The organism is Streptomyces sp. NPDC054849, from assembly GCF_053610945.1.
Window position 1 is genome coordinate 1 of the sequence record NZ_JBSGZI010000078.1, and the last position, 21408, is coordinate 21408.

Sequence of the window (21408 nt, forward strand, 5' to 3'; positions counted from 1 at the left end):
GGACAACGCGAAGGCCCCGGCCACCACCCTGGGGAAGGGTGGCGGCCGGGGCCTTCGGTCACTGCTCGGTTGCACCGCACCCGCGTGGCGAACGCTTCGTGTGCGGCGCGGGGTGCCGGTCAGGAGCGGGAGAGAGGGCCCGCTGGATCCCTATCCGGCGATCACATCAGGGAGCTCAGCCCTGCAGGGAGGCAACCTTGGTGGCCAGCGCCGACTTCTTGTTGGCGGCGGCGTTCTTGTGGATGACACCCTTCGAGACAGCCTTGTCGAGCGCACGCGCGGCATCGCGAGAAGCCACGGTGGCCTTCTCGACGTCACCGGCGACGACGGCCTCGCGGGCCTTGCGGATCGCGGTCTTGAGCGAGGACTTGACGGCCTTGTTGCGCAGGCGCGCCTTCTCGTTCGTCTTGTTCCGCTTGATCTGGGACTTGATGTTCGCCACGAAAGAGCCTTTTCAGGTTCAGAGTTTTGTTCTTCGGATCGTGCCTCGACAGCTGAGAGGGCATACGAGACACAGCTGCCCAGGCTACCAGGCACGCTCCTGGCGGCCCAAACCGAGCGCACTGCCCCGTTCATGGGACCATGGGAGTCTGCGTATAGATCCGACTGCGCGCCGCCGAGAGCGACGGGAGCCGGACTTTCGCTCCCACCGACGCTCCGCAAACGCTTCCGACTGCGACCCGAGAATCAGGACACTGCGTGCCCGCGATCCCCAGCCACGTGCCCGAGCCGAGCCGTACCGACCCGGCGCTGATCCGCAACTTCTGCATCATCGCGCACATCGACCACGGCAAGTCGACCCTTGCCGACCGGATGCTTCAGCTCACCGGTGTGGTCGACCAGCGGCAGATGCGCGCCCAGTACCTCGACCGCATGGACATCGAGCGTGAGCGCGGCATCACGATCAAGTCCCAGGCGGTCCGGCTGCCCTGGGCGCCCACCACGGGCGAGGACCAGGGCACCACCCACGTCCTCAACATGATCGACACCCCCGGGCACGTCGACTTCACCTACGAGGTCTCCCGCTCCCTCGCCGCGTGCGAGGGCACGGTCCTGCTCGTGGACGCCGCCCAGGGCATCGAGGCGCAGACCCTCGCCAACCTGTACCTGGCGATGGAGAAGGACCTCGCGATCGTCCCGGTCCTGAACAAGATCGACCTGCCGGCCGCCCAGCCGGAGAAGTTCGCCGAGGAGCTCGCGAACCTGGTCGGCTGCCAGCCCGAGGACGTCCTGCGCGTCTCGGCGAAGACCGGTCTCGGCGTGGACGCGCTGCTCGACAAGATCGTCGCCACGGTCCCGGCCCCGGTCGGCCCCAAGGACGCCCCGGCCCGCGCCATGATCTTCGACTCGGTCTACGACTCGTACCGCGGTGTCGTGACCTACGTCCGTGTCGTCGACGGCCAGCTCAACAAGCGCGAGCGCATCCGGATGATGTCCACCGGCGCCACCCACGAGCTGCTGGAGATCGGCGTCTCCTCCCCGGAGATGACCCCGGCCGACGGCATCGGCGTCGGCGAGGTGGGCTACATCATCACCGGCGTGAAGGACGTCCGTCAGTCCAAGGTCGGTGACACCATCACCAGCCTGCACAACGGCGCGACCGAGGCCCTCGGCGGCTACAAGGACCCGCGTCCGATGGTCTTCTCGGGTCTGTACCCGCTCGACGGCTCGGACTACCCGGACCTGCGTGAGGCCCTCGACAAGCTCCAGCTCAACGACGCCGCGCTCGTGTACGAGCCGGAGACCTCGGCGGCGCTCGGCTTCGGCTTCCGCGTCGGCTTCCTCGGCCTGCTCCACCTGGACGTGGTCCGCGAGCGCCTGGAGCGCGAGTTCGGCCTCGACCTGATCGCCACCGCGCCGAACGTGGTCTACCGGGTCGTCATGGAGGACGGCAAGGAAGTCTCCGTCACCAACCCGAGCGAGTTCCCCGAGGGCAAGATCTCGGACGTGTTCGAGCCGGTCGTCCGGGCCACCCTGCTCGCGCCCTCCGAGTTCATCGGCGCGATCATGGAGCTGTGTCAGCAGCGTCGCGGCACCCTCCTCGGGATGGACTACCTCTCCGAGGACCGCGTCGAGATCCGCTACACCCTCCCGCTCGCGGAGATCGTCTTCGACTTCTTCGACCAGCTGAAGTCCAAGACGCGCGGTTACGCCTCCCTGGACTACGAGCCCACGGGCGAGCAGGCCGGCAGCCTGGTCAAGGTCGACATCCTGCTGCACGGCGACAAGGTCGACGCCTTCTCGGCCGTCACGCACAAGGACGCCGCCTACGCCTACGGCGTGCGCCTCGTAGCCAAGCTGCGCGAGCTCATCCCGCGGCAGGCCTTCGAGATCCCGATCCAGGCGGCCGTCGGCTCCCGCGTCATCGCCCGCGAGACCATCCGCGCCATCCGCAAGGACGTCCTCGCGAAGTGCTACGGCGGTGACATCTCCCGTAAGCGGAAGCTGCTGGAGAAGCAGAAGGAAGGCAAGAAGCGGATGAAGATGGTCGGGTCCGTGGAGGTCCCGCAGGAGGCCTTCATCGCCGTCCTCTCCAGTGACGAGTCCGGCGGCAAGAAGAAGTAGCAGCCCCGCCGTCACCCGACGCGAACAGGCCCCCGCGCACACGCGCGGGGGCCTGTTTCGTTATGAACCGGCCGCTTGCGAGCTCTTACGCGCACGCCGGAGGGCCTCTAGTCTGATCACTGCTCGACGGTTACTCGCCAGTTTAAAGAGTCAACGGCTGTAAACCCGCCAGTCCCAAGCGCCCCCATGCGCCCCACGCCCACGCGCAGACGCGTGGTTCGGTCCGGAGGATGTCGTGAGCGACACACAGACCTATCTCGAGAACCGCCCGCCCAGCGTGGCGGTGCTCTTCCTTGAGCGCGTCGCAGCGACGCCGAACGACGAGGCCTACCGGTTCCCGGTGCCCTCGTCCGGCGGCCAGGACGCCGCCGACGACTGGAAGTCGCTCAGCTGGGGCCAGGCGGCCGAGCGCGTCTTCGCCATCGCCGGCGGGCTGATCAGCCTCGGCCTCCAGACCGAGGACCGCGTCGCGCTCGCCTCCAACACCCGGGTCGAGTGGATCCTCTCCGACCTCGGCGTGATGTGCGCCGGCGGCGCGGTCACCACCGTCTACCCCAGCACCAACGCCGACGAGTCGGCGTTCATCCTCGCGGACTCCGAGAGCCGGGTGCTCATCGCCGAGGACGCGAAGCAGCTGGCGAAGGCGCGCGAGCGTCGCGCGGACCTGCCGAAGCTCGCCCACGTCGTGGTCCTGGAGGCCGCCGACGCGGTCGCCGCCGAGGGCGACCCCGAGGGCTGGGTGCTCTCGCTCGCCGATCTGGAGGCGCTCGGCAAGGAGTACCTCGCCAAGCACCCCGAGGCGGTGAAGGAGCGGATCGCGGCGATCACCTCCGACCAGCTCGCCACCCTCATCTACACCTCCGGTACGACCGGCCGCCCCAAGGGTGTCCGGCTGCTGCACGACAACTGGTCGTACCTGGCGAAGGCCATGGTCGCCACCGGTCTGATCGGCAAGGAGGACGTCCAGTACCTGTGGCTGCCGCTGGCCCACGTCTTCGGCAAGGTGCTGACGTCCGGGCAGATCGAGGCGGGACACGTGACCGCGGTCGACGGCCGGATCGACAAGATCATCGAGAACCTGCCGATCGTGCAGCCGACGTACATGGCCGCCGTTCCGCGCATTTTCGAGAAGGTCTACAACGGCGTGGCCGCCAAGGCCCGCGTCGCCGGCGGTGCCAAGTACAAGATCTTCCAGTGGTCGGTCGGCGTCGCCCGCGAGTACGCCAAGGTCACGCAGGACAACTTCAGGCGCACCGGCCGCGCGAGTGCCCCCTTCGGCCTCACCACCAAGCACAAGATCGCCGACGCGCTCGTCTTCTCCAAGCTCCGCGACGCCTTCGGCGGGAACCTGCGGGCCGCCGTCTCCGGCGCCTCCGCCCTGGCCCCCGACATCGGCTACTTCTTCTCCGGCGCGGGCATCCACATCCTGGAGGGCTACGGCCTGACCGAGTCCAGCGCGGCCTCCTTCGTCAACCCGGGCGAGGCCTACCGCACCGGCACGGTCGGCAAGCCGCTCCCCGGCACCGAGGTGCGCATCGCGGACGACGGCGAGGTCCTGCTGCGCGGTCCCGGCATCATGCAGGGCTACCACGGGCAGCCGGAGAAGACCGCCGAGGTCCTGGAGTCCGACGGCTGGCTGCACACGGGCGACATCGGCGAGCTCTCGGCCGACGGCTACCTGCGCATCACCGACCGCAAGAAGGACCTGATCAAGACCTCGGGCGGAAAGTACGTCGCCCCGGCGGAGATCGAGGGGCAGTTCAAGGCGATCTGCCCGTACGTGTCGACCATCGTCGTGCACGGCGCCGACCGTAACTTCTGCTCGGCCCTGATCGCCCTCGACGAGCCGTCGATCCTCGGCTGGGCGGCCGACAACGGGCTGGAGGGGAAGACGTACGGGGAGGTCCTGGCGGCGCCGGAGACCACCCGCCTGATCGAGACGTACGTCCAGACGCTGAACGAGGGCCTCCAGCGCTGGCAGACGGTCAAGAAGTTCCGGCTGCTGCCCCGCGACCTGGACGTCGAGCACGGCGACCTGACGCCGAGCCTGAAGCTGAAGCGGCCGGTGGTCGAGCGTGAGTTCAAGCACCTGATCGAGGAGATGTACGAGGGGTCGCGCGAGGCGTAGCGCATGCCGCGGGCTCGGCGGGGCGGGGCGGCTGACCGCCCCGCACACCCCGCCCCTCCCCGGCGGGGCTTGGGGTGTGGGCTGCCGGGCCGGACTCCCCTGCGGGCCGCTTCCCGGGGCTCCGCCCCGGACCCCGCGCCTCGAACGCCGGCGGGGCTGTGGGTGCGGGCCCGTCTCCCGGGGCTCCGCCCCCGGACCCCGTGCCTCAAATGCCGGCAGGACTGGAAGTGCGGGCCCGTCTCCCGAGGCTGCGGCCCGGACCCCGCGTCTCGGACGGTGGCGGTGCGATCGGCGTCCGCGGGGTGGGAATCGTGCGGGATGATGGGGGTATGCCTTCCGCACTGCCCGACGGTGAACCCATGCCCGAAGACGGCTCGCTGCCGTCGCATGCCCTGGAGGGGGCGGGGGAGCGGCCACTCGGGTTCTACCTGCACGTCCCGTACTGCGCCACGCGCTGCGGGTACTGCGACTTCAACACCTACACGGCCACCGAGCTGCGGGGCACCGGCGGTGTGCTCGCCTCCCGGGAGAACTACGCCGACACCCTGATCGACGAGGTCCGCCTCGCCCGGAAGGTGCTCGGCGACGACCCGAGGGCCGTACGCACGGTGTTCGTGGGCGGCGGCACGCCGACCCTGCTGCCCGCCGCGGACCTCGTGCGGATGCTCGCGGCGATCCGGGACGAATTCGGCCTGGCCGAGGACGCCGAGATCACGACGGAGGCCAATCCGGAGTCGGTCGGCCCGCAGTACCTGGCCGAGCTGCGCGCCGGCGGCTTCAACCGGATCTCCTTCGGCATGCAGAGCGCGAAGCAGCACGTCCTGAAGGTGCTCGACCGCACCCACACGCCCGGACGCCCGGAGGCGTGCGTCGCGGAGGCGCGGGCGGCGGGCTTCGACCACGTCAACCTGGACCTGATCTACGGCACCCCGGGGGAGTCGGACGAGGACTGGCGGGCGTCGCTCTCGGCGGCGCTGGGGGCCGGGCCTGACCACATCAGCGCCTACGCGCTGATCGTCGAGGAGGGCACGCAGCTGGCGCGGCGGATCCGCCGGGGCGAGGTCCCGATGACGGACGACGACGTCCACGCCGACCGGTACCTGATCGCGGACTCGGTGATGGCGCAGGCCGGCTACTCCTGGTACGAGGTCTCGAACTGGGCCACCTCGGAGGCCGGGCGCTGCCTGCACAACGAGCTGTACTGGCGCGGCGCCGACTGGTGGGGCGCGGGCCCGGGCGCGCACTCGCACGTGGGCGGGGTGCGCTGGTGGAACGTGAAGCACCCCGGCGCGTACGCCGCCGCGCTCGCGCAGGGTCGCTCGCCCGGTGCCGGGCGGGAGCTCCTGTCGCAGGAGGACCGGCGGGTGGAGCGCATCCTGCTGGAGCTTCGGCTGGTCGACGGCGTCCCGCTGTCGCTGCTCGCGCCGGCCGGGCTCGCCGCCTCCCGCAGGGCCCTGGAGGACGGCCTCCTGGAGGCCGCGCCGTACGGCGCCGGGCGGGCCGTGCTGACCCTGAAGGGGCGGCTGCTGGCCGACGCGGTGGTCCGTGACCTGGTGGACTGACACGGAACCACCGCGCGGGGGTGCGGAGCCGGGTGGGGGTCAGCCCGGGAAGTTCTCCCGCCAGGGCCGGTAGTACGGGTTGTCCTGGCACTCGTTCATGATCTCGGTCTTGGTCGCCTTGTCGACCGGGCAGACCGCGACGATGAAGGAGCGCTCGATGCCGCCGGGGAAGGCGACCTCGACCTGCGAGGCCCACTTGTGGGTGTCACCGATGGTCTGGTTGACGTCCACGCCGCCCGGGGCGTCGATGTAGTAGTTCCAGCCGCTCTTCCACCACGTCTTGTAGAGGTCGTGGTCGTAGGTCGTCGAGACGTACGGGGACGGCTGGTTGACCAGGACGTACTGCTCGATGTCGTACTGTCCGTCGACCGTGGCCCTGGGTTGGAAGCCCTCGGCGAAGACGACCGACGGCGGGCGGCTGTCCGCGCGGTAGAGCTGCTTGCAGTTGGTGCGCCAGGCCGGCGTCGGAGTGATGCGGGCCACGTCCGCCCGCGGGTCCGCGGCGGCGAAGAGGCGGTCGTCCACGCGCGGGCAGGAGTTCGCAGGAGCGGCGTGAGCGGCGTGGGCGGCGTGCGGCGCGGCGGGCGCGGAGGCCGACGCCGACGCGGACGGCAGAAGGGCGGCGGCGAGCACGGTCGCGACGAGCACGACCCGCTGCCGCAGGGCAAAGGTGATCATGAAGACCACCCTTGCGTCCTCCGCCCGGCCGGTTACGCACCGTCACCCGAAGGTGAGCGTGTCCGCGGCACGGATGACGCCGCTACGGGGCCGTCACGAAGTCGATCAGCTCCTCGACGCGGCCCAGCAGGGTCGGCTCCAGGTCCTTGTACGAGGTCACCCGGGACAGGATGTGCCGCCAGGCGGCGCCCGTGTTCTCCGGCCAGCCCAGGGCCCGGCAGACGCCCGTCTTCCAGTCCTGGCCGCGGGGGACCACCGGCCATGCGGCGATGCCCAGTGCGGACGGCTTCACGGCCTGCCAGACGTCCACGTACGGGTGGCCCGCGATCAGGACGTCCGGAGAGGTCACCGACGCCGCGATACGGGACTCCTTCGAGCCCGGCACCAGGTGGTCCACCAGGATCCCCAGGCGAGCGTCGGGGGCCGGGGAGAACTCCGCCACGACGGCCGGGAGGTCGTCGATGCCCTCCAGGTACTCCACCACCACGCCCTCGATCCGCAGGTCGTCGCCCCAGACCCGCTCCACCAGCTCCGCGTCGTGCCGGCCCTCGACGTAGATCCGGCCCGCCCGGGCCACCCGCGCCCGGGCGCCCGGGACGGCGATCGACCCGGACGCCGTACGGGCGGGTGCCGACGGCCCCCGGGCGGGGCGGACCAGGGTGACCACCGCGCCCTCCAGCAGGAACCCCCGGGGCTCCATCGGGAACACCCGGCGCCTTCCGAAGCGGTCCTCCAGGGTCACCGTGCCCGCCTCGCAGGCCACCACCGCGCCGCAGAAGTCCGTACCCGCCACCTCGACCACCAGATCGGGTTCCGCCGCCACCTCCGGCACGGCCTTGGGTCGCTTCCACTGCGGGGTCAGGTCGGGGGAGTACTCGCGCATCCGGCCGACAGTAGGAGAGCCGGGCGGGTCACGCCTCCGACACGCCGAAAAGAGCCGCCAGTGTGGCGCGTTGCGCACGGACGTAGTCCGCCCGCACCACCGCTCCGTGACCTGGCACGTACAGTGCGTCGTCCCCGCCCAGCGCCAGCATCCGGTCCAGGGCGGCGGGCCACTGCCGGGGCACCGCGTCCGGGCCCGCCGAGGGCTCGCCCGACTCCTCGACCAGATCCCCGCAGAACACCACCTCGCGCTCGCCCGGCACGAAGACGGCCAGGTCGTGGCCGGTGTGCCCGGGCCCCACATTGGCCAGCAGCACCTGCACCCCGCCCAGTTCCAGCGTCCACTCGCCCGACACCGCATGCCCGGGGAGCACCAGCAGGTCCACCGCTTCGGCCGCCTCCGCCTCGGCCAGTCCGTGCCGCACCGCGTCCCGGCGCAGCTCCTCACGGCCCGAGGCGAGCAGCGCGTCCAGCCCGACCGCACCGAACACCTCGGTCCCGGGGAAGGCCGCCCCGCCCAGGACGTGATCGAAATGGCCGTGCGTGAATGCGATATGGGTCACGCTCCGGCCCGTCAGCCGCTCCGCCTCGGCCCGTACCCGCGCACCCTCCCGCACACACGAGCCGGGGTCGATCAGGAGGACCGAATCGTCCCCGACCACCAGTCCCACCGTGCAGTCCCACACCGGAAGACGCCGCCGTCCGGCCCGTCCGGTCAGCCGTTCCCAGCCCGCCTCTTCCCATCGCACGTCCATGCCGCGACGCTACCCTGGCGGGCCTCCCTTGCCAGGGTCTTACTACCCGGCCGTACACTGAGCGGGGGATGTCTGGCACTCGAACGACCAGAGTGCCAACGAACACGGCAGAACACGGCAACGGACCACAGCTGGAGGTGTGCGCGATGCTCAGCGAACGCAGACTCGAAGTGCTGCGCGCCATCGTCCAGGACTACGTCGGCACGGAGGAGCCGGTCGGCTCCAAGGCGCTCACCGAGCGGCACCGCCTCGGAGTCTCGCCCGCCACCGTGCGCAACGACATGGCCGTGCTGGAGGAGGAGGGCTACATCGCCCAGCCCCACACCAGCGCCGGCCGGATCCCCACCGACAAGGGCTACCGCCTCTTCGTCGACAAGCTGGCGGGGGTCAAGCCGCTGTCGTCGCCCGAGCGCCGGGCCATCCAGAACTTCCTCGACGGCGCCGTCGACCTCGACGACGTCGTCGGCCGTACGGTGCGCCTGCTCGCACAGCTCACCCGGCAGGTCGCGGTCGTCCAGTACCCGAGCCTGACCCGGTCGACCGTCCGGCACGTGGAGCTGCTCTCGCTCGCCCCCGCGCGCCTGATGCTCGTACTGATCACGGACACCGGACGCGTCGAGCAGCGGCTCATCGACTGCCCGGGCCCCTTCGGCGAGACCTCGCTCGCCGACCTGCGGGCCCGGCTCAACAGCCGGGTCGTCGGCCGTCGCTTCACCGATGTCCCCCCGCTCGTCCAGGACCTGCCCGAATCCTTCGAGGCCGAGGACCGCGGCACCGTCTCCACGGTGCTCTCGACGCTCCTCGAAACCCTGGTCGAGGAAGCCGAAGAACGGCTGATGATCGGCGGTACCGCCAATCTCACCCGCTTCGGACACGATTTTCCCCTGACGATCAGGCCGGTGCTCGAAGCGCTGGAGGAGCAGGTCGTGCTCCTCAAGCTGCTGGGCGAGGCCAATGAGTCGGGAATGGCCGTACGGATCGGGCATGAGAATGCCTACGAGGGACTGAACTCCACGTCCGTCGTCTCGGTCGGTTACGGTTCGGGCGGCGAAACCGTCGCCAAGCTCGGCGTGGTCGGACCGACCCGCATGGATTACCCCGGAACGATGGGAGCGGTACGCGCAGTGGCACGTTACGTCGGACAGATCCTGGCGGAGTCGTAAGTGGCCACGGACTACTACGCCGTTCTCGGCGTGCGCCGCGACGCATCGCAGGACGAGATCAAGAAGGCCTTCCGTCGCCTCGCGCGTGAACTCCACCCGGATGTGAATCCGGACCCGAAGACGCAGGAGCGCTTCAAGGAGATCAACGCGGCCTACGAGGTGCTCTCGGACCCGCAGAAGAAGCAGGTCTACGACCTCGGGGGCGACCCGCTCTCCTCCTCGGGCGGTGGCGGCGGCGCGGGCGGATTCGGCGCGGGCGGATTCGGCAACTTCTCCGACATCATGGACGCCTTCTTCGGCCAGGCCTCGCAGCGCGGCCCGCGCTCGCGGACCCGCCGCGGCCAGGACGCCATGATCCGCCTGGACCTGGAGCTGGACGAGGCGGCCTTCGGGACCACCAAGGACATCCAGGTCGACACGGCCGTCGTCTGCACCACCTGCTCCGGCGAAGGCGCCGCTCCCGGCACCTCGGCGCAGACGTGTGACATGTGCCGCGGCCGCGGTGAGGTCTCGCAGGTCACCCGGTCCTTCCTGGGCCAGGTCATGACTTCGCGCCCCTGCCCGCAGTGCCAGGGCTTCGGCACCGTCGTCCCGACCCCGTGCCCCGAGTGCGCGGGCGACGGCCGGGTCCGCTCCCGCCGCAGCCTCACGGTCAAGATCCCCGCCGGTGTCGAGAACGGCACCCGGATCCAGCTCGCGGGCGAGGGCGAGGTCGGCCCCGGCGGCGGCCCCGCCGGCGACCTGTACGTGGAGATCCACGAGCTGGCGCACCCGACCTTCCAGCGGCGCGGGGACGACCTGCACTGCACGGTGACCATCCCGATGACGGCGGCCGCCCTGGGCACCAAGTGCCCGCTGGAGACGCTGGACGGCCTGGAGGAGATCGACATCCGGCCCGGCACCGGCTCCGGCCAGGCGATCCCGCTGCACGGGCGCGGCGTCACCCACCTGCGCGGTGGCGGGCGCGGCGACCTGATCGTGCACGTCGAGGTCACCACCCCGGGCAAGCTGGACGCCCAGCAGGAGGACCTGCTGCGCCAGCTTGCGAAGCTGCGCGGCGAGGAGCGGCCGATGGGCCAGTTCGCGCCGGGTCAGCAGGGGCTGTTCAGCCGCCTGAAGGACGCGTTCAACGGTCGCTGACCGAACGGCGACCACCGCCACGAGCCCGGCCAGGGGATTCCCCGGCCGGGCTCGTCGCATGGGGCCGGGCGGCGGTCGCAGGCCGGCCGGGAAGCGGACTATGCCAGGCGAATGCCATGATTCGGCCCCCCGCTTGGGACGTGGCACGATGCAGTCCATGTCCTCCGCACCGAACGGTCTCTCCCCGTACCCGATCGTGCAGGCTCCCATGGCGGACGGCGCCTCCTGTCCGCCGCTCGCCGCGGCCGTGTGCGAGGCGGGCGGACTGGGCTTCCTGGCCGGCGGCTACAAGACCGCCGACGGGATGTACCAGGAGATCAAGCAGGTGCGCGCGCTCACCCGTCGCCGCTTCGGGGTCAACCTCTTCATGCCGCAGACCGGCTACGTCGACCCGGCCGCCGTGGAGGCGTACCGCGGGCAGCTCGCCGGTGAGGCCAGCTGGTACGAGATCTCGCTCGCCGAGGAGGACATCATCGGCACCAGCGACGACGGCTACGACGCCAAGCTCGCCATCCTCCTGGAAGACCCGGTGCCGGTCGTCTCGTTCACGTTCGGCTGTCCCTCCTCCGCGGCCCTCGCGGCCCTGCGCAAGGCGGGTACGTACACCGTTGTCACGGTGACCTCCGTCGAGGAGGCCCGGACCGCCCAGCAGGCGGGCGCAGACTCCGTCTGCGTCCAGGGCGTCGAGGCCGGCGGCCACCAGGGCACCCATCGGGACGACCCCCAGGCCGACGGCACGGCGGCGGTGGGGCTCCTCGCGCTGGTGGCCCAGGTACGGGAGGCCGTGGCGCTCCCGATCATCGCGGCGGGCGGTCTCATGCGGGGCTCGCAGATCGCGGCGCTGCTGGCGGCGGGCGCGGAGGCGGCGCAGCTCGGGACGGCCTTCCTGGCGTGCCCGGAGTCGGGTGCGCACCCGGTGCACAAGAAGGCGCTGACGGACCCGCTGTTCGTCCGGACGGAGCTGACCCGGGCCTTCTCCGGCCGGCCGGCACGCGGGCTGGTGAACCGCTTCATGCGGGAGCACGGACCGTACGCCCCGGCCGCCTACCCGCAGGTCCACCACCTGACCTCGGGACTGCGCAAGGCGGCCGCCGCGGCCGGCGACCCGCAGGGCATGGCCCTGTGGGCGGGGCAGGGGCACCGTCTCGCCCGGGCGCTGCCGGCGGGGGAGCTGGTGGAGGTGCTGGCGGCCGAACTGGCCGAGGCGCAGAGCACGTTGAAGGCAATGCAGATGAGGAGTGCGTCATGACGGCCCCGGTGTTCGTGGTCGAAGAGGTCCCCGCGGGAGCGGAGTTCGTCCTGGACGGCCCGGAGGGCCGGCACGCGGTGTCCGTGAAGAGGCTGAACCCGGGCGAGGCGGTGGTCCTGACGGACGGCCGGGGCGGCTGGGCGGAGGCGGTCGTCAAGGCGGCGGAGGGCAAGGACCGGCTCGTGGTGGCGGTGTCCTCGGCGGGGCGGGAGCCTGAGCCGCCCGTCCGCATCACGGTCGTCCAGGCCCTCCCCAAGGGTGACCGCGGCGAGCTGGCCGTCGAGACCATGACCGAGACCGGCGTGGACGCCATCGTGCCCTGGCAGGCCTCGCGCTGCATCACGCAGTGGCGCGGCGACCGCGGGGCCAAGTCGCTGGCCAAGTGGCGGGCCACGGCCCGGGAGGCGGGCAAGCAGTCCCGCCGGGTCCGCTTCCCGGAGGTGGCCGAGGCCATGTCCACCAAGCAGGTCGCGGCGCTGCTGGCCGGCGCCGACCTGGCGATGGTCCTCCACGAGGACCGCGACACCCCCTCCGGGGCGCTGGCCACGGCCGAGCTGCCCGCCTCGGGTTCCGTCGTGCTGGTGGTCGGCCCGGAGGGGGGCGTATCCCCGGAGGAGCTGGCGGTCTTCGCCGAGGCGGGGGCCCGGCCCTACCGCCTGGGCCGGTCCGTCCTGCGCACCTCCACGGCGGGTACCGCGGCCACGGCGGTCCTCCTGGCCCGCACCGGACGCTGGGCTTGACGGCCGGCCGCCGTGATCGGCCGCCGTGACCGGCCGTGCCGGCCGCCGTCGACCCGCCGCCCGTTGACCCGCCGCCGTTGATCGGCCGCCCCCCGGGGCGGCGCCGGGCTGGATACGATGCCCGGACCGATCAACGTCACGGGAGGCTCAGCTATGGCCGGGGAACCGCAGGCCGACTGCCTGTTCTGCAAGATCGTCGAGGGGCACATCCCCGCGACCGTGGTCCGGGAGACCGAGACCACCGTCGCCTTCCGGGACATCAACCCGCAGGCGCCCACGCACGTGCTCGTCATTCCCAAGGTGCACTACCCCGACGCGGCCTCCCTCGCCGCCGCCGAGCCGACCGTCGCCGCCGACATACTGCGTGAGGCCGCGCAGGTCGCCGCCGACGAGAAGATCGTCGAGTACGGCTACCGGATCGTCTTCAACACCGGCTCCGGCGCCGGCCAGACCGTCTGGCACGCCCACGCGCACGTCCTCGGCGGCCGCGGCCTCCAGTGGCCCCCCGGATAGCACGTGTCCATACGAGAATTCGTGGTGCTGGGTACCGCCAGCCAGGTACCCACCCGCCACCGCAACCACAACGGCTATCTGCTGCGCTGGGACGGCGAGGGCATCCTCTTCGACCCGGGCGAGGGCACCCAGCGCCAGATGCTGCGTGCCGGGGTGGCCGCGCACGACATCAACCGGATCTGCATCACCCACTTCCACGGTGACCACAGCCTCGGCCTCGCCGGGGTGATCCAGCGGATCAACCTCGACCAGGTCCCCCACCCCGTCACCGCGCACTACCCGGCCTCGGGGCAGGAGTTCTTCGACCGGCTGCGCTACGCCACGGCCTACCGTGAGACCGTCCCGCTCCGCGAGGAACCGGTGACCGAGGACGGGCCGCTGGCGAGCGGGGCCTCGTACGTCCTGGAGGCCCGGCGCCTCTCGCACCCGGTGGAATCCTTCGGCTACCGGATCACCGAGCCCGACGGGCGCCGCATGGTCCCGGAGCTGCTCGCACGCCACGGGATCAAGGGGCCCGACGTCGGCCGCATCCAGCGCGAGGGGCGGCTCGGCGGCGTCACCCTGGACGAGGTCAGCGAGCACAGGCCCGGCCAGCGGTTCGCGTTCGTCATGGACACCCGGCTCTGCCCGGGCGTGGACGCGCTCGCCGAGGGCTGCGACATGCTGGTGATCGAGTCGACCTTCCTCGACGAGGACGAACGGCTGGCCACCGACCACGGACACCTCACCGCCGGCCAGGCGGCGCGGGTGGCGCGGGACGCGGGCGTACGCCACCTCGTGCTGACGCACTTCTCGCAGCGCTACACGGACCCGTCGGCGTTCGAGCTCCAGGCGCGTGCGGCGGGCTTCGAGGGGGAGCTGACGGTGGCCGCGGACCTGGTGCGGGTGCCGTTGCCCAAACGGGGCTGAGCCGGGCGCGGTGCCGGGGACCGGCCCCGTCCGGTCGCGCCTCGACCGCGGCGCGACCGGACGGGTGGGTGATCTGCGCCACACTGGGTTTTGGTTCTCGCCCCGGCGGGCAGAACTGGCAGCTTTCCAGTGAAACGGCGCTTCGAGAACACCGGGGAGTACACCGTGACCAGTAGGGACTTCGACAGCCGCGCGGCAGCGGTGGACCCGCTCGGTCCCGTGCGCGACCCCGAGGAACCGGGCTGCGACGTCTTCCTGACCGGAACGGTCTTCCTCGACATCATCTTCACCGGCCTCGACTCGGCTCCGGTGCGCGGCACGGAGTCCTGGGCGCGCGGCATGGGCTCCAGCCCCGGCGGCGTCGCCAACATGGCGACCGCCCTGGCCCGGCTCGGCCTGCGCACCTCGCTGGCCGCCGCCTTCGGGGACGACCACTACGGCGAGTACTGCTGGGACGCCCTGGAACAGGGCGAGGGCATCGATCTGTCCATGTCGCGGACCATCCCCGGCTGGCACAGCCCCGTCACGGTCTCCATGGCCTACGAGGGCGAGCGCACCATGGTCTCGCACGGCCACGAGGCCCCTCCGCCGGCGGGCCCCGGCCCCTTCCCGCAGTGCCCGCCGAGGGCCCGTGCGGCCGTGGCCGCGCTGGGGTCCGGCCGCGGCGAGCAGTGGATCGGCGAGGCCGCCCGGCGCGGCTCGCAGATCTTCGCGGACGTGGGGTGGGACGAGAGCGGGCGGTGGGACCTGGGCGCCCTGGCCGACCTGGAGCACTGCGAGGCCTTCCTGCCGAACGCGGGCGAGGCCATGCGGTACACCCGGACGGACTGTCCGAGGGCGGCGGCCAGGGCGCTGGCGGAGAGGGTGCCGATCGCGGTGGTCACGATGGGCGCGGAGGGCTCGTACGCGGTCGACGGGCGCACCGGGGAGACGGCGCACGTCCCGGGGATCACGGTGGACGAGCTCGACCCGACGGGCGCGGGGGACGTGTACGTGGCGGGCTTCGTCACCGGCACCCTGGCGGGCTGGCCGCTCGCGGACCGCCTGGCCTTCGCCGGGCTGACTGCGGCCCTGTCGGTCCAGGAGTTCGGCGGCTCCCTGTCGGCCCCGGGCTGGCCCGAGGTGGCCCACTGGTGGCGGGCCGCCCCGGAGACCCTGCGCGGCCGCTACGGCTTCCTGGACGACCTGATCCCGCCGGGGTCGAGCCCGGCGGCCCGCCGCAGAGCCGTACCGACGATCGGCTTCCGGCACTCCGCGTAGTCACACGTCGCCGGCGCCCGAACGCGGGGGTCCGCAGGCGGCCGGTAAAACCTCTCGGGGAAGCCGCGGCGGAGACGTACGCTTGGTACTCCGGAGGTCGTCGATCGGCGAGGCCCCTCAGCGGGAGGTATGTGCAGGCCACAGTGCCGGCCCATGACTCAGACACCCACAGCCCAGATCCCTGCGCCGGGGCAGGCGCGAGCCCACTTCACCGTTCCGGCCACGCACCCGATGGTCACGGTGCTCGGCTCGGGTGACGCCCTGTTGCGCGTGATCGAGAAGGCCTTCCCGAAGACGGACATCCATGTTCGGGGCAATCAGGTCAGCGCGGTCGGCGAAGCGGCGGAAGTCGCCCTGATCCAGCGACTGTTCGACGAGATGATGCTGGTGCTCCGCACCGGGCAGCCGATGACGGAGGACGCAGTGGAACGCTCGATCGCCATGCTCCAGGCGAGCGCCAACGGGAACGGCGACGGACCCGCGGAGACTCCCGCCGAGGTGCTCACCCAGAACATCCTCTCCAGCCGCGGCCGCACCATCCGACCCAAGACCCTCAACCAGAAGCGGTACGTCGACGCGATCGACAAGAACACGATCGTCTTCGGCATCGGCCCCGCCGGTACGGGCAAGACCTACCTCGCCATGGCCAAGGCGGTCCAGGCCCTGCAGTCCAAGCAGGTCAGCCGGATCATCCTGACGCGGCCCGCCGTCGAGGCGGGGGAGCGGCTCGGATTCCTGCCGGGCACCCTCTTCGACAAGATCGACCCGTATCTGCGCCCGCTCTACGACGCGCTGCACGACATGCTCGACCCTGACTCGATTCCGCGGCTCATGGCCGCCGGGACCATCGAGGTGGCGCCCCTGGCCTATATGAGGGGACGCACCCTCAATGACGCGTTCGTCGTCCTCGACGAGGCGCAGAACACGACCGCCGAGCAGATGAAGATGTTCCTGACCCGGCTCGGCTTCGACTCGAAGATCGTCGTCACGGGTGACGTCACGCAGATCGACCTGCCGGGCGGCGCCAAGAGCGGTCTGCGTCAGGTCCAGGAGATCCTCGACGGCGTCCCGGACGTTCATTTCTCGCGGCTCACGTCCGAGGATGTCGTCCGCCACAAGCTGGTCGGCCGTATCGTCGACGCGTACGAGAAGTACGACGACGGCCAGCAGCAGGCCGCGAACGGCCACCAGCGGAAGTAGAACTCAGCGCACCATGTCGATCGACGTCAACAACGAGTCCGGAACCGAGGTCGACGAGCAGGCGATCCTCGACATCGCCCGCTACGCGCTCACCCGGATGCGGATCCACCCGCTCTCGGAGCTCTCCGTCATCGTCATCGACGAGGACGCGATGGAGCAGCTCCACATCCAGTGGATGGACCTGCCCGGGCCGACCGACGTCATGTCCTTCCCGATGGACGAGCTCCGGCCGCCGGCGAAGGACGAAGAGGAGCCCCCGCAGGGGCTCCTCGGCGACATCGTGCTCTGTCCCGAAGTGGCGAAGAGGCAGGGCGAGGAAGCCCCGACGCAGCACTCCATGGACGAGGAGCTCCAGCTCCTGACCGTCCACGGAGTGCTGCACCTCCTCGGTTACGACCACGAGGAGCCGGACGAGAAGGCCGAGATGTTCGGCCTCCAGGCGGCCATCGTCGACGGCTGGCGCGGTGAGCGCGGCCTCACCGGACCGTCCCCGGCTCCGACCGTCTCGTGAACGCACCCCAGCTGATCACCGGGGCGGTGCTGCTGGTGGTGGTGGCGTGGTTCGCGGCGTGCGCCGAGTCCGGCATCGCCCGCATCTCCAGCTTCCGCGCCGAGCAGGCCGTACGGGAGGGCCGGCGGGGCAGCGAGAAGCTCGCCCAGGTCGCCGGCGACCCCACCCGCTACCTCAACGTGGCGCTGCTGGTCCGGGTCACCTGCGAGATGGCGGCGGGGGTGCTCGTCACCTACGTCTGCCTCGACGAGTTCGGTGAGAACTGGACCGCGCTGCTCGTGGCGATCGCCGTGATGGTGCTGGTCTCCTTCGTCGCCGTGGGCGTCTCCCCGCGCACGATCGGCCGCCAGCACCCGCTGAACACCGCGACGGCCGCCGCGTACGTCCTCGTCCCGCTGGCCAGGGTCATGGGGCCGATCCCGCAACTGCTGATCCTCATCGGCAACGCCCTCACGCCCGGGAAGGGCTTCCGCAAGGGGCCGTTCGCCTCCGAGGCCGAGCTGCGCGCGATGGTGGACCTCGCGGAGCGGGAATCGCTGATCGAGGACGACGAGCGCCGGATGGTGCACCAGATCTTCGAGCTCGGCGACACGCTGGTGCGCGAGGTGATGGTCCCGCGCACCGACCTGGTCTGCATCGAGCGGTACAAGACGGTCCGTCAGGCGACCACCCTCGCCCTGCGGTCCGGATTCTCGCGCATCCCGGTGACCGGGGAGAACGAGGACGACATCGTCGGGATCGTCTACCTGAAGGACCTGGTCCGCAAGACGCACATCAGCCGGGAGGCGGAGGCCGACCTGGTCTCGACGGCGATGCGGCCGGCCGTCTTCGTGCCCGACACCAAGAACGCGGGCGATCTGCTCCGCGAGATGCAGCAGGTGCGCAACCACGTGGCCGTCGTGATCGACGAGTACGGCGGCACGGCCGGCATCGTCACCATCGAGGACATCCTCGAGGAGATCGTCGGCGAGATCACGGACGAGTACGACCGGGAGCTTCCGCCGGTGGAAGACCTGGGAGAGGACCGCTACCGGGTCACCGCGCGTCTGGACATCACCGATCTCGGTGAGCTGTTCAAGGTCGAGGCCTTCGACGACGAGGACGTGGAGACGGTCGGCGGTCTGCTGGCGAAGGCGCTGGGCCGGGTGCCGATCGCGGGCGCCACGGCGGTGGTGGAACTGCCGGACGGCCGTCCGCTGCGGCTGACGGCCGAGTCCCCGGCGGGGCGGCGGAACAAGATCGTGACGGTGCTCGTGGAACCGGTGGCGGCCGCGGCCGAGTCCGCGGGGGAGGAGGGGGAATGACCCCGGCGCAGTTGCGGGAGTTCTGTCTGGGCTTCAACGCGGCGGTGGAGGAGTTCCCCTTCACGCCGGAGACCTCGGTGTTCAAGGTGCTGGGCAAGGTGTTCGCGCTCACCGCGCTGGACGCGGAGCCGCTGAAGGTCAACCTCAAGTGCGACCCGGAGCTGGCAGTGCGGCTGCGTGAGGAGCACGAGGCGATCGTGCCGGGCTACCACATGAACAAGCGGCACTGGAACACGGTGACGGCGGGCGGCCCGGGCGGCCTGCCGGACCGGCTGGTGCGCGAGCTGGTGGAGGACTCGTACGACCTGGTGGTGGCGGGCCTGCCGAGGGCGGAGCGGCTGCGGCTCGACCGGCCGTGACGCGACGGCCGTGACGCGACGGCGCGGCCTGCGCCTCCCCCCCCGGCTCCTGGGTGAAGCGGGGGGAGGCGTCCCGGCGGGGTCGTTGCAGGGCCCGGCGGGGGTGCTCCCTATGCTTTCGACCATGACGGAGAGCACCGGGATCGACCCCGAGGACAGCAAGATCATCACGCTGGCGCGCAGCGCCCGGGCCCGCAACGCCGTGCCCGAGGGGGCGGCGGTGCGCGACGAGACGGGCCGCACCTACGTCGCCGGGACGGTGGAGCTCGACTCCCTCAAGCTGAGCGCGCTGCAGACCGCCGTCGCGATGGCCGTGGCGAGCGGGGCGCGCTCCCTGGAGGCGGCCGCCGTCGTCAGCGCGGCCGACGCCCCTGCCGAGGCGGACCGCGCGGCCGTCCGCGACCTCGGCGGCCCGGACACCCCGGTGCTGCTGGCGGGCCCCGACGGCACCCTTAAGTCCACCACCCCGGCCGGCCGCTAGGGCGCGGGACCTGCACCGATCGGCGCCCGGCCGCCGGCCTCCCGGCGGAAGGGCCGCGGAGCGGTGCGGGCCGGTTGCCCGGGCCCTGCGGGGCGCGCGGCGGGCCGTTTCGGGCCGGTGGCCTTCGGCGGGACCTTGATCCGACCGGCCTGCCGACCTCGTCGGCCGGGCCGGCCCCGGCGGGAGGGCGGCCGAGCGGTGCGGGCCGGTGCCCGGGACCCGACGGCGTCACGGTGCCGAGTCGCAGCGTGCGACGGCCGGACAGCTCCTGCCGGCCTGCGGCGGGATGACCGCGGAGGGATACGGGTTCCTGCGGGCCGCACGTCTGCGGAGCCGGGGTGTGCGGCGGACGGCCGGGGCTGTCCCCGCCGACCTCTTGGCGGGCCGGGGCCCGGCCGGTCCGCCGGCGCCTCGGGGGCGAAGCGCCGCGGCCGTTCTCGAGATGTCCGCGGTGTCGGATGCGCCGGCCCGCACGGGCTCGCGCCGGGTCTCCGTCCGCCCGCCGGAGGCTGGGGCGTGTCTTTCGGATCGTGTCGGCCGAGCCCGCGTCGTCCGGTGCCGTGCATCGCAAGGCGGAGGAGCTTCCCTCGTACTGGACGTGCTCGGGAGCCCCGACCACGCCGCGAGGTGCGGTGCCGGGCAGCGCGGGCCCGGCAAGATCCGAAAGACCCGCCCTAGCGGCGGCGGATGACCATCGCCATCAGTGCGGCCATCGCGCACAGGGCGCCCGAGGCGTACCAGACGACGTCGTACGAGCCGGTCACATCGCGCGCCAGGCCACCGAGGAAGGCCACCGCCGCTGCGCCGACCTGGTGCGAGGCCAGCACCCAGCCGAAGACGATCGCGCCGTCGTCCCCGTAGTGCTCGCGGCACAGCGCGATCGTCGGCGGGACGGTCGCGACCCAGTCCAGGCCGTAGAAGACGATGAAGAAGATCAGCGGCGGCTGCACCGAGGGCGCCAGCAGGATCGGCAGGAAGAGCAGCGAGATCCCGCGCAGGGCGTAGTAGACGGCCAGCAGCCGCCGGGCTTCGAAGCGGTCCGTGAACCAGCCCGAGGCCACCGTGCCGACCACGTCGAACACCCCGATCACCGCCAGCAGCCCGGCGGCCGCCGTGACCGGCATGCCGTGGTCGTGCGCCGCGGGCACGAAGTGCGTCCTGACCAGCCCGTTGGTCGAGGCCCCGCAGATCGCGAAGGTGCCGGCGAGCAGCCAGAAGGGGCCCGTGCGGGCCGCGTCGAACAGCACCTTCAGCGCCCGCCGGGCCGCGCCCGGGACCGGGGCCGGCTTCTGCGCGTACGTGCCGCCGTACGGCGCCAGCCCGACGTCCGCCGGGTGGTCGTGCAGCAGCAGCCACACGAAGGGGACGACGGCCAGCGCCGCGAGCGAGACCGTCACCGTCGCCGGGCGCCAGCCGTGGTGATCCACCAGCCAGGCCAGCAGGGGCAGGAAGACCAGCTGGCCGGAGGCCCCCGCCGCGGTCAGAATGCCCGTGACCAGGCCGCGCCGGGCGGTGAACCAGCGGTTGGTCACCGTCGCCGCGAAGGCCAGGGCCATCGAGCCGCTGCCGAGACCCACCAGCACCCCCCAGCACAGCACCAGCTGCCATGACGCAGTCATCCACACCGTGGCCACCGAGCCGCCGGCGATGACGATCAGGGCCAGCGCCACGACCCGGCGGATGCCGAAGCGGTCCATCAGCGCGGCGGCGAAGGGCGCGGTGAGCCCGTACAGCGCGAGGTTCACGGAGACGGCGAGGCCGACGGTGGCGCGCGACCAGGCGAACTCCCGGTGCAGCGGCTCGATGAGCAGTCCGGGCAGGGAGGCGAAGCCGGCGGCGCCGATGATCGTCACGAAGGCGACGGCCGCGACGAACCAGGCGCGGTGGACGCGTCGGGCCCGCCGCGGGGAGCGGGGGCCCGTGGGGACGGCGGAGGCGGCGTTCGAGGCGGCGTTCGAGGCGGGGGCTGTCTGGGTCACGCCGACAGCTTCCGGCGTGCGTGGTACCGC

Annotated in this window: 20 protein-coding genes; 15 read left to right on the forward strand and 5 right to left on the reverse strand. The window is 71.8% G+C overall.

All coding sequences use genetic code 11. The features are described 5' to 3' along the window. Window positions 1-175: 175 nt before the first annotated feature. Window positions 176-442, reverse strand: coding sequence for a 30S ribosomal protein S20 (gene rpsT / locus ACWGIF_RS27410; protein WP_453501406.1), 267 nt, complete (start codon window positions 440-442; stop codon window positions 176-178). 257 nt (window positions 443-699) lie between these two features. On the opposite strand from rpsT, the gene lepA reads away from it, so the two are divergent. The 3 genes from lepA (at window position 700) to hemW (ending at window position 6255) form a co-directional block, all read left to right on the forward strand. After that, window positions 700-2565, forward strand: a complete 1866-nt coding sequence (gene lepA, locus ACWGIF_RS27415; protein ID WP_453501407.1) for a translation elongation factor 4 — start codon at window positions 700-702, stop codon at window positions 2563-2565. A 235-nt stretch (window positions 2566-2800) separates the two neighbouring features. After that, the gene (locus tag ACWGIF_RS27420; protein WP_453501409.1) at window positions 2801-4693 is read left to right on the forward strand and encodes an AMP-dependent synthetase/ligase; all 1893 of its coding nucleotides are present in this window, start codon (window positions 2801-2803) and stop codon (window positions 4691-4693) included. A 329-nt stretch (window positions 4694-5022) separates the two neighbouring features. Further along, the gene (gene hemW / locus ACWGIF_RS27425; protein WP_453501410.1) at window positions 5023-6255 is read left to right on the forward strand and encodes a radical SAM family heme chaperone HemW; all 1233 of its coding nucleotides are present in this window, start codon (window positions 5023-5025) and stop codon (window positions 6253-6255) included. A gap of 39 nt (window positions 6256-6294) precedes the next feature. Here hemW and ACWGIF_RS27430 read toward each other — a convergent pair whose 3' ends face one another. From ACWGIF_RS27430 to ACWGIF_RS27440, 3 genes are all read right to left on the reverse strand, one after another. After that, window positions 6295-6933: an ADP-ribosyltransferase gene (locus ACWGIF_RS27430; protein ID WP_453501411.1), complete on the reverse strand. Its 639-nt coding sequence runs from the start codon at window positions 6931-6933 to the stop codon at window positions 6295-6297. A gap of 82 nt (window positions 6934-7015) precedes the next feature. Further along, window positions 7016-7816, reverse strand: coding sequence for a DUF3097 domain-containing protein (locus ACWGIF_RS27435; RefSeq protein WP_453501412.1), 801 nt, complete (start codon window positions 7814-7816; stop codon window positions 7016-7018). 28 nt (window positions 7817-7844) lie between these two features. Beyond that, window positions 7845-8570 carry an MBL fold metallo-hydrolase gene (locus tag ACWGIF_RS27440; protein WP_453501414.1) on the reverse strand — a complete coding sequence of 242 codons (726 nt, stop codon included), beginning with the start codon at window positions 8568-8570 and terminating at the stop codon, window positions 7845-7847. Between the two features lie 146 nt (window positions 8571-8716). Here ACWGIF_RS27440 and hrcA point away from each other — a divergent pair, with 146 nt between their 5' ends. From hrcA to ACWGIF_RS27500, 12 genes are all read left to right on the forward strand, one after another. Next, window positions 8717-9733: a heat-inducible transcriptional repressor HrcA gene (gene hrcA, locus ACWGIF_RS27445; protein ID WP_453501415.1), complete on the forward strand. Its 1017-nt coding sequence runs from the start codon at window positions 8717-8719 to the stop codon at window positions 9731-9733. After that, entirely contained in the window at window positions 9734-10873 is a 1140-nt protein-coding gene (dnaJ, locus tag ACWGIF_RS27450) for a molecular chaperone DnaJ (RefSeq protein ID WP_190182426.1), read from the forward strand. Window positions 10874-11030: 157 nt separating this feature from the next. Next, on the forward strand, window positions 11031-12122 hold the full coding sequence (locus ACWGIF_RS27455; RefSeq protein ID WP_453501417.1) for a nitronate monooxygenase: 1092 nt from the start codon (window positions 11031-11033) through the stop codon (window positions 12120-12122). Next, on the forward strand, window positions 12119-12862 hold the full coding sequence (locus ACWGIF_RS27460; protein WP_453501418.1) for a 16S rRNA (uracil(1498)-N(3))-methyltransferase: 744 nt from the start codon (window positions 12119-12121) through the stop codon (window positions 12860-12862). Before ACWGIF_RS27455 ends, ACWGIF_RS27460 begins: the two co-directional genes overlap by 4 nt. Window positions 12863-13015: 153 nt before the next feature. Then, window positions 13016-13375, forward strand: a complete 360-nt coding sequence (locus ACWGIF_RS27465; protein ID WP_453501419.1) for a histidine triad nucleotide-binding protein — start codon at window positions 13016-13018, stop codon at window positions 13373-13375. A 3-nt stretch (window positions 13376-13378) separates the two neighbouring features. Next, window positions 13379-14284: a ribonuclease Z gene (locus ACWGIF_RS27470; protein WP_453501421.1), complete on the forward strand. Its 906-nt coding sequence runs from the start codon at window positions 13379-13381 to the stop codon at window positions 14282-14284. Window positions 14285-14449: 165 nt separating this feature from the next. Further along, on the forward strand, window positions 14450-15544 hold the full coding sequence (locus ACWGIF_RS27475; RefSeq protein WP_453501422.1) for a PfkB family carbohydrate kinase: 1095 nt from the start codon (window positions 14450-14452) through the stop codon (window positions 15542-15544). 153 nt (window positions 15545-15697) lie between these two features. Next, window positions 15698-16744, forward strand: coding sequence for a PhoH family protein (locus ACWGIF_RS27480; protein WP_453501423.1), 1047 nt, complete (start codon window positions 15698-15700; stop codon window positions 16742-16744). A 13-nt stretch (window positions 16745-16757) separates the two neighbouring features. Next, window positions 16758-17255 carry an rRNA maturation RNase YbeY gene (gene ybeY / locus ACWGIF_RS27485; RefSeq protein WP_453501425.1) on the forward strand — a complete coding sequence of 166 codons (498 nt, stop codon included), beginning with the start codon at window positions 16758-16760 and terminating at the stop codon, window positions 17253-17255. Beyond that, window positions 17252-18559: a hemolysin family protein gene (locus ACWGIF_RS27490; protein ID WP_453501426.1), complete on the forward strand. Its 1308-nt coding sequence runs from the start codon at window positions 17252-17254 to the stop codon at window positions 18557-18559. The genes ybeY and ACWGIF_RS27490 overlap by 4 nt, the downstream gene beginning before the upstream one ends. Then, on the forward strand, window positions 18556-18918 hold the full coding sequence (locus ACWGIF_RS27495; protein WP_453501428.1) for an MmcQ/YjbR family DNA-binding protein: 363 nt from the start codon (window positions 18556-18558) through the stop codon (window positions 18916-18918). The genes ACWGIF_RS27490 and ACWGIF_RS27495 overlap by 4 nt, the downstream gene beginning before the upstream one ends. Before the next feature lie 112 nt (window positions 18919-19030). Continuing rightward, window positions 19031-19399 carry a cytidine deaminase gene (locus ACWGIF_RS27500; RefSeq protein ID WP_453501429.1) on the forward strand — a complete coding sequence of 123 codons (369 nt, stop codon included), beginning with the start codon at window positions 19031-19033 and terminating at the stop codon, window positions 19397-19399. 674 nt (window positions 19400-20073) lie between these two features. Here ACWGIF_RS27500 and ACWGIF_RS27505 read toward each other — a convergent pair. Beyond that, the gene (locus ACWGIF_RS27505; RefSeq protein WP_453501430.1) at window positions 20074-21378 is read right to left on the reverse strand and encodes an MFS transporter; all 1305 of its coding nucleotides are present in this window, start codon (window positions 21376-21378) and stop codon (window positions 20074-20076) included. Between the last annotated feature and the right edge of the window lie 30 nt (window positions 21379-21408).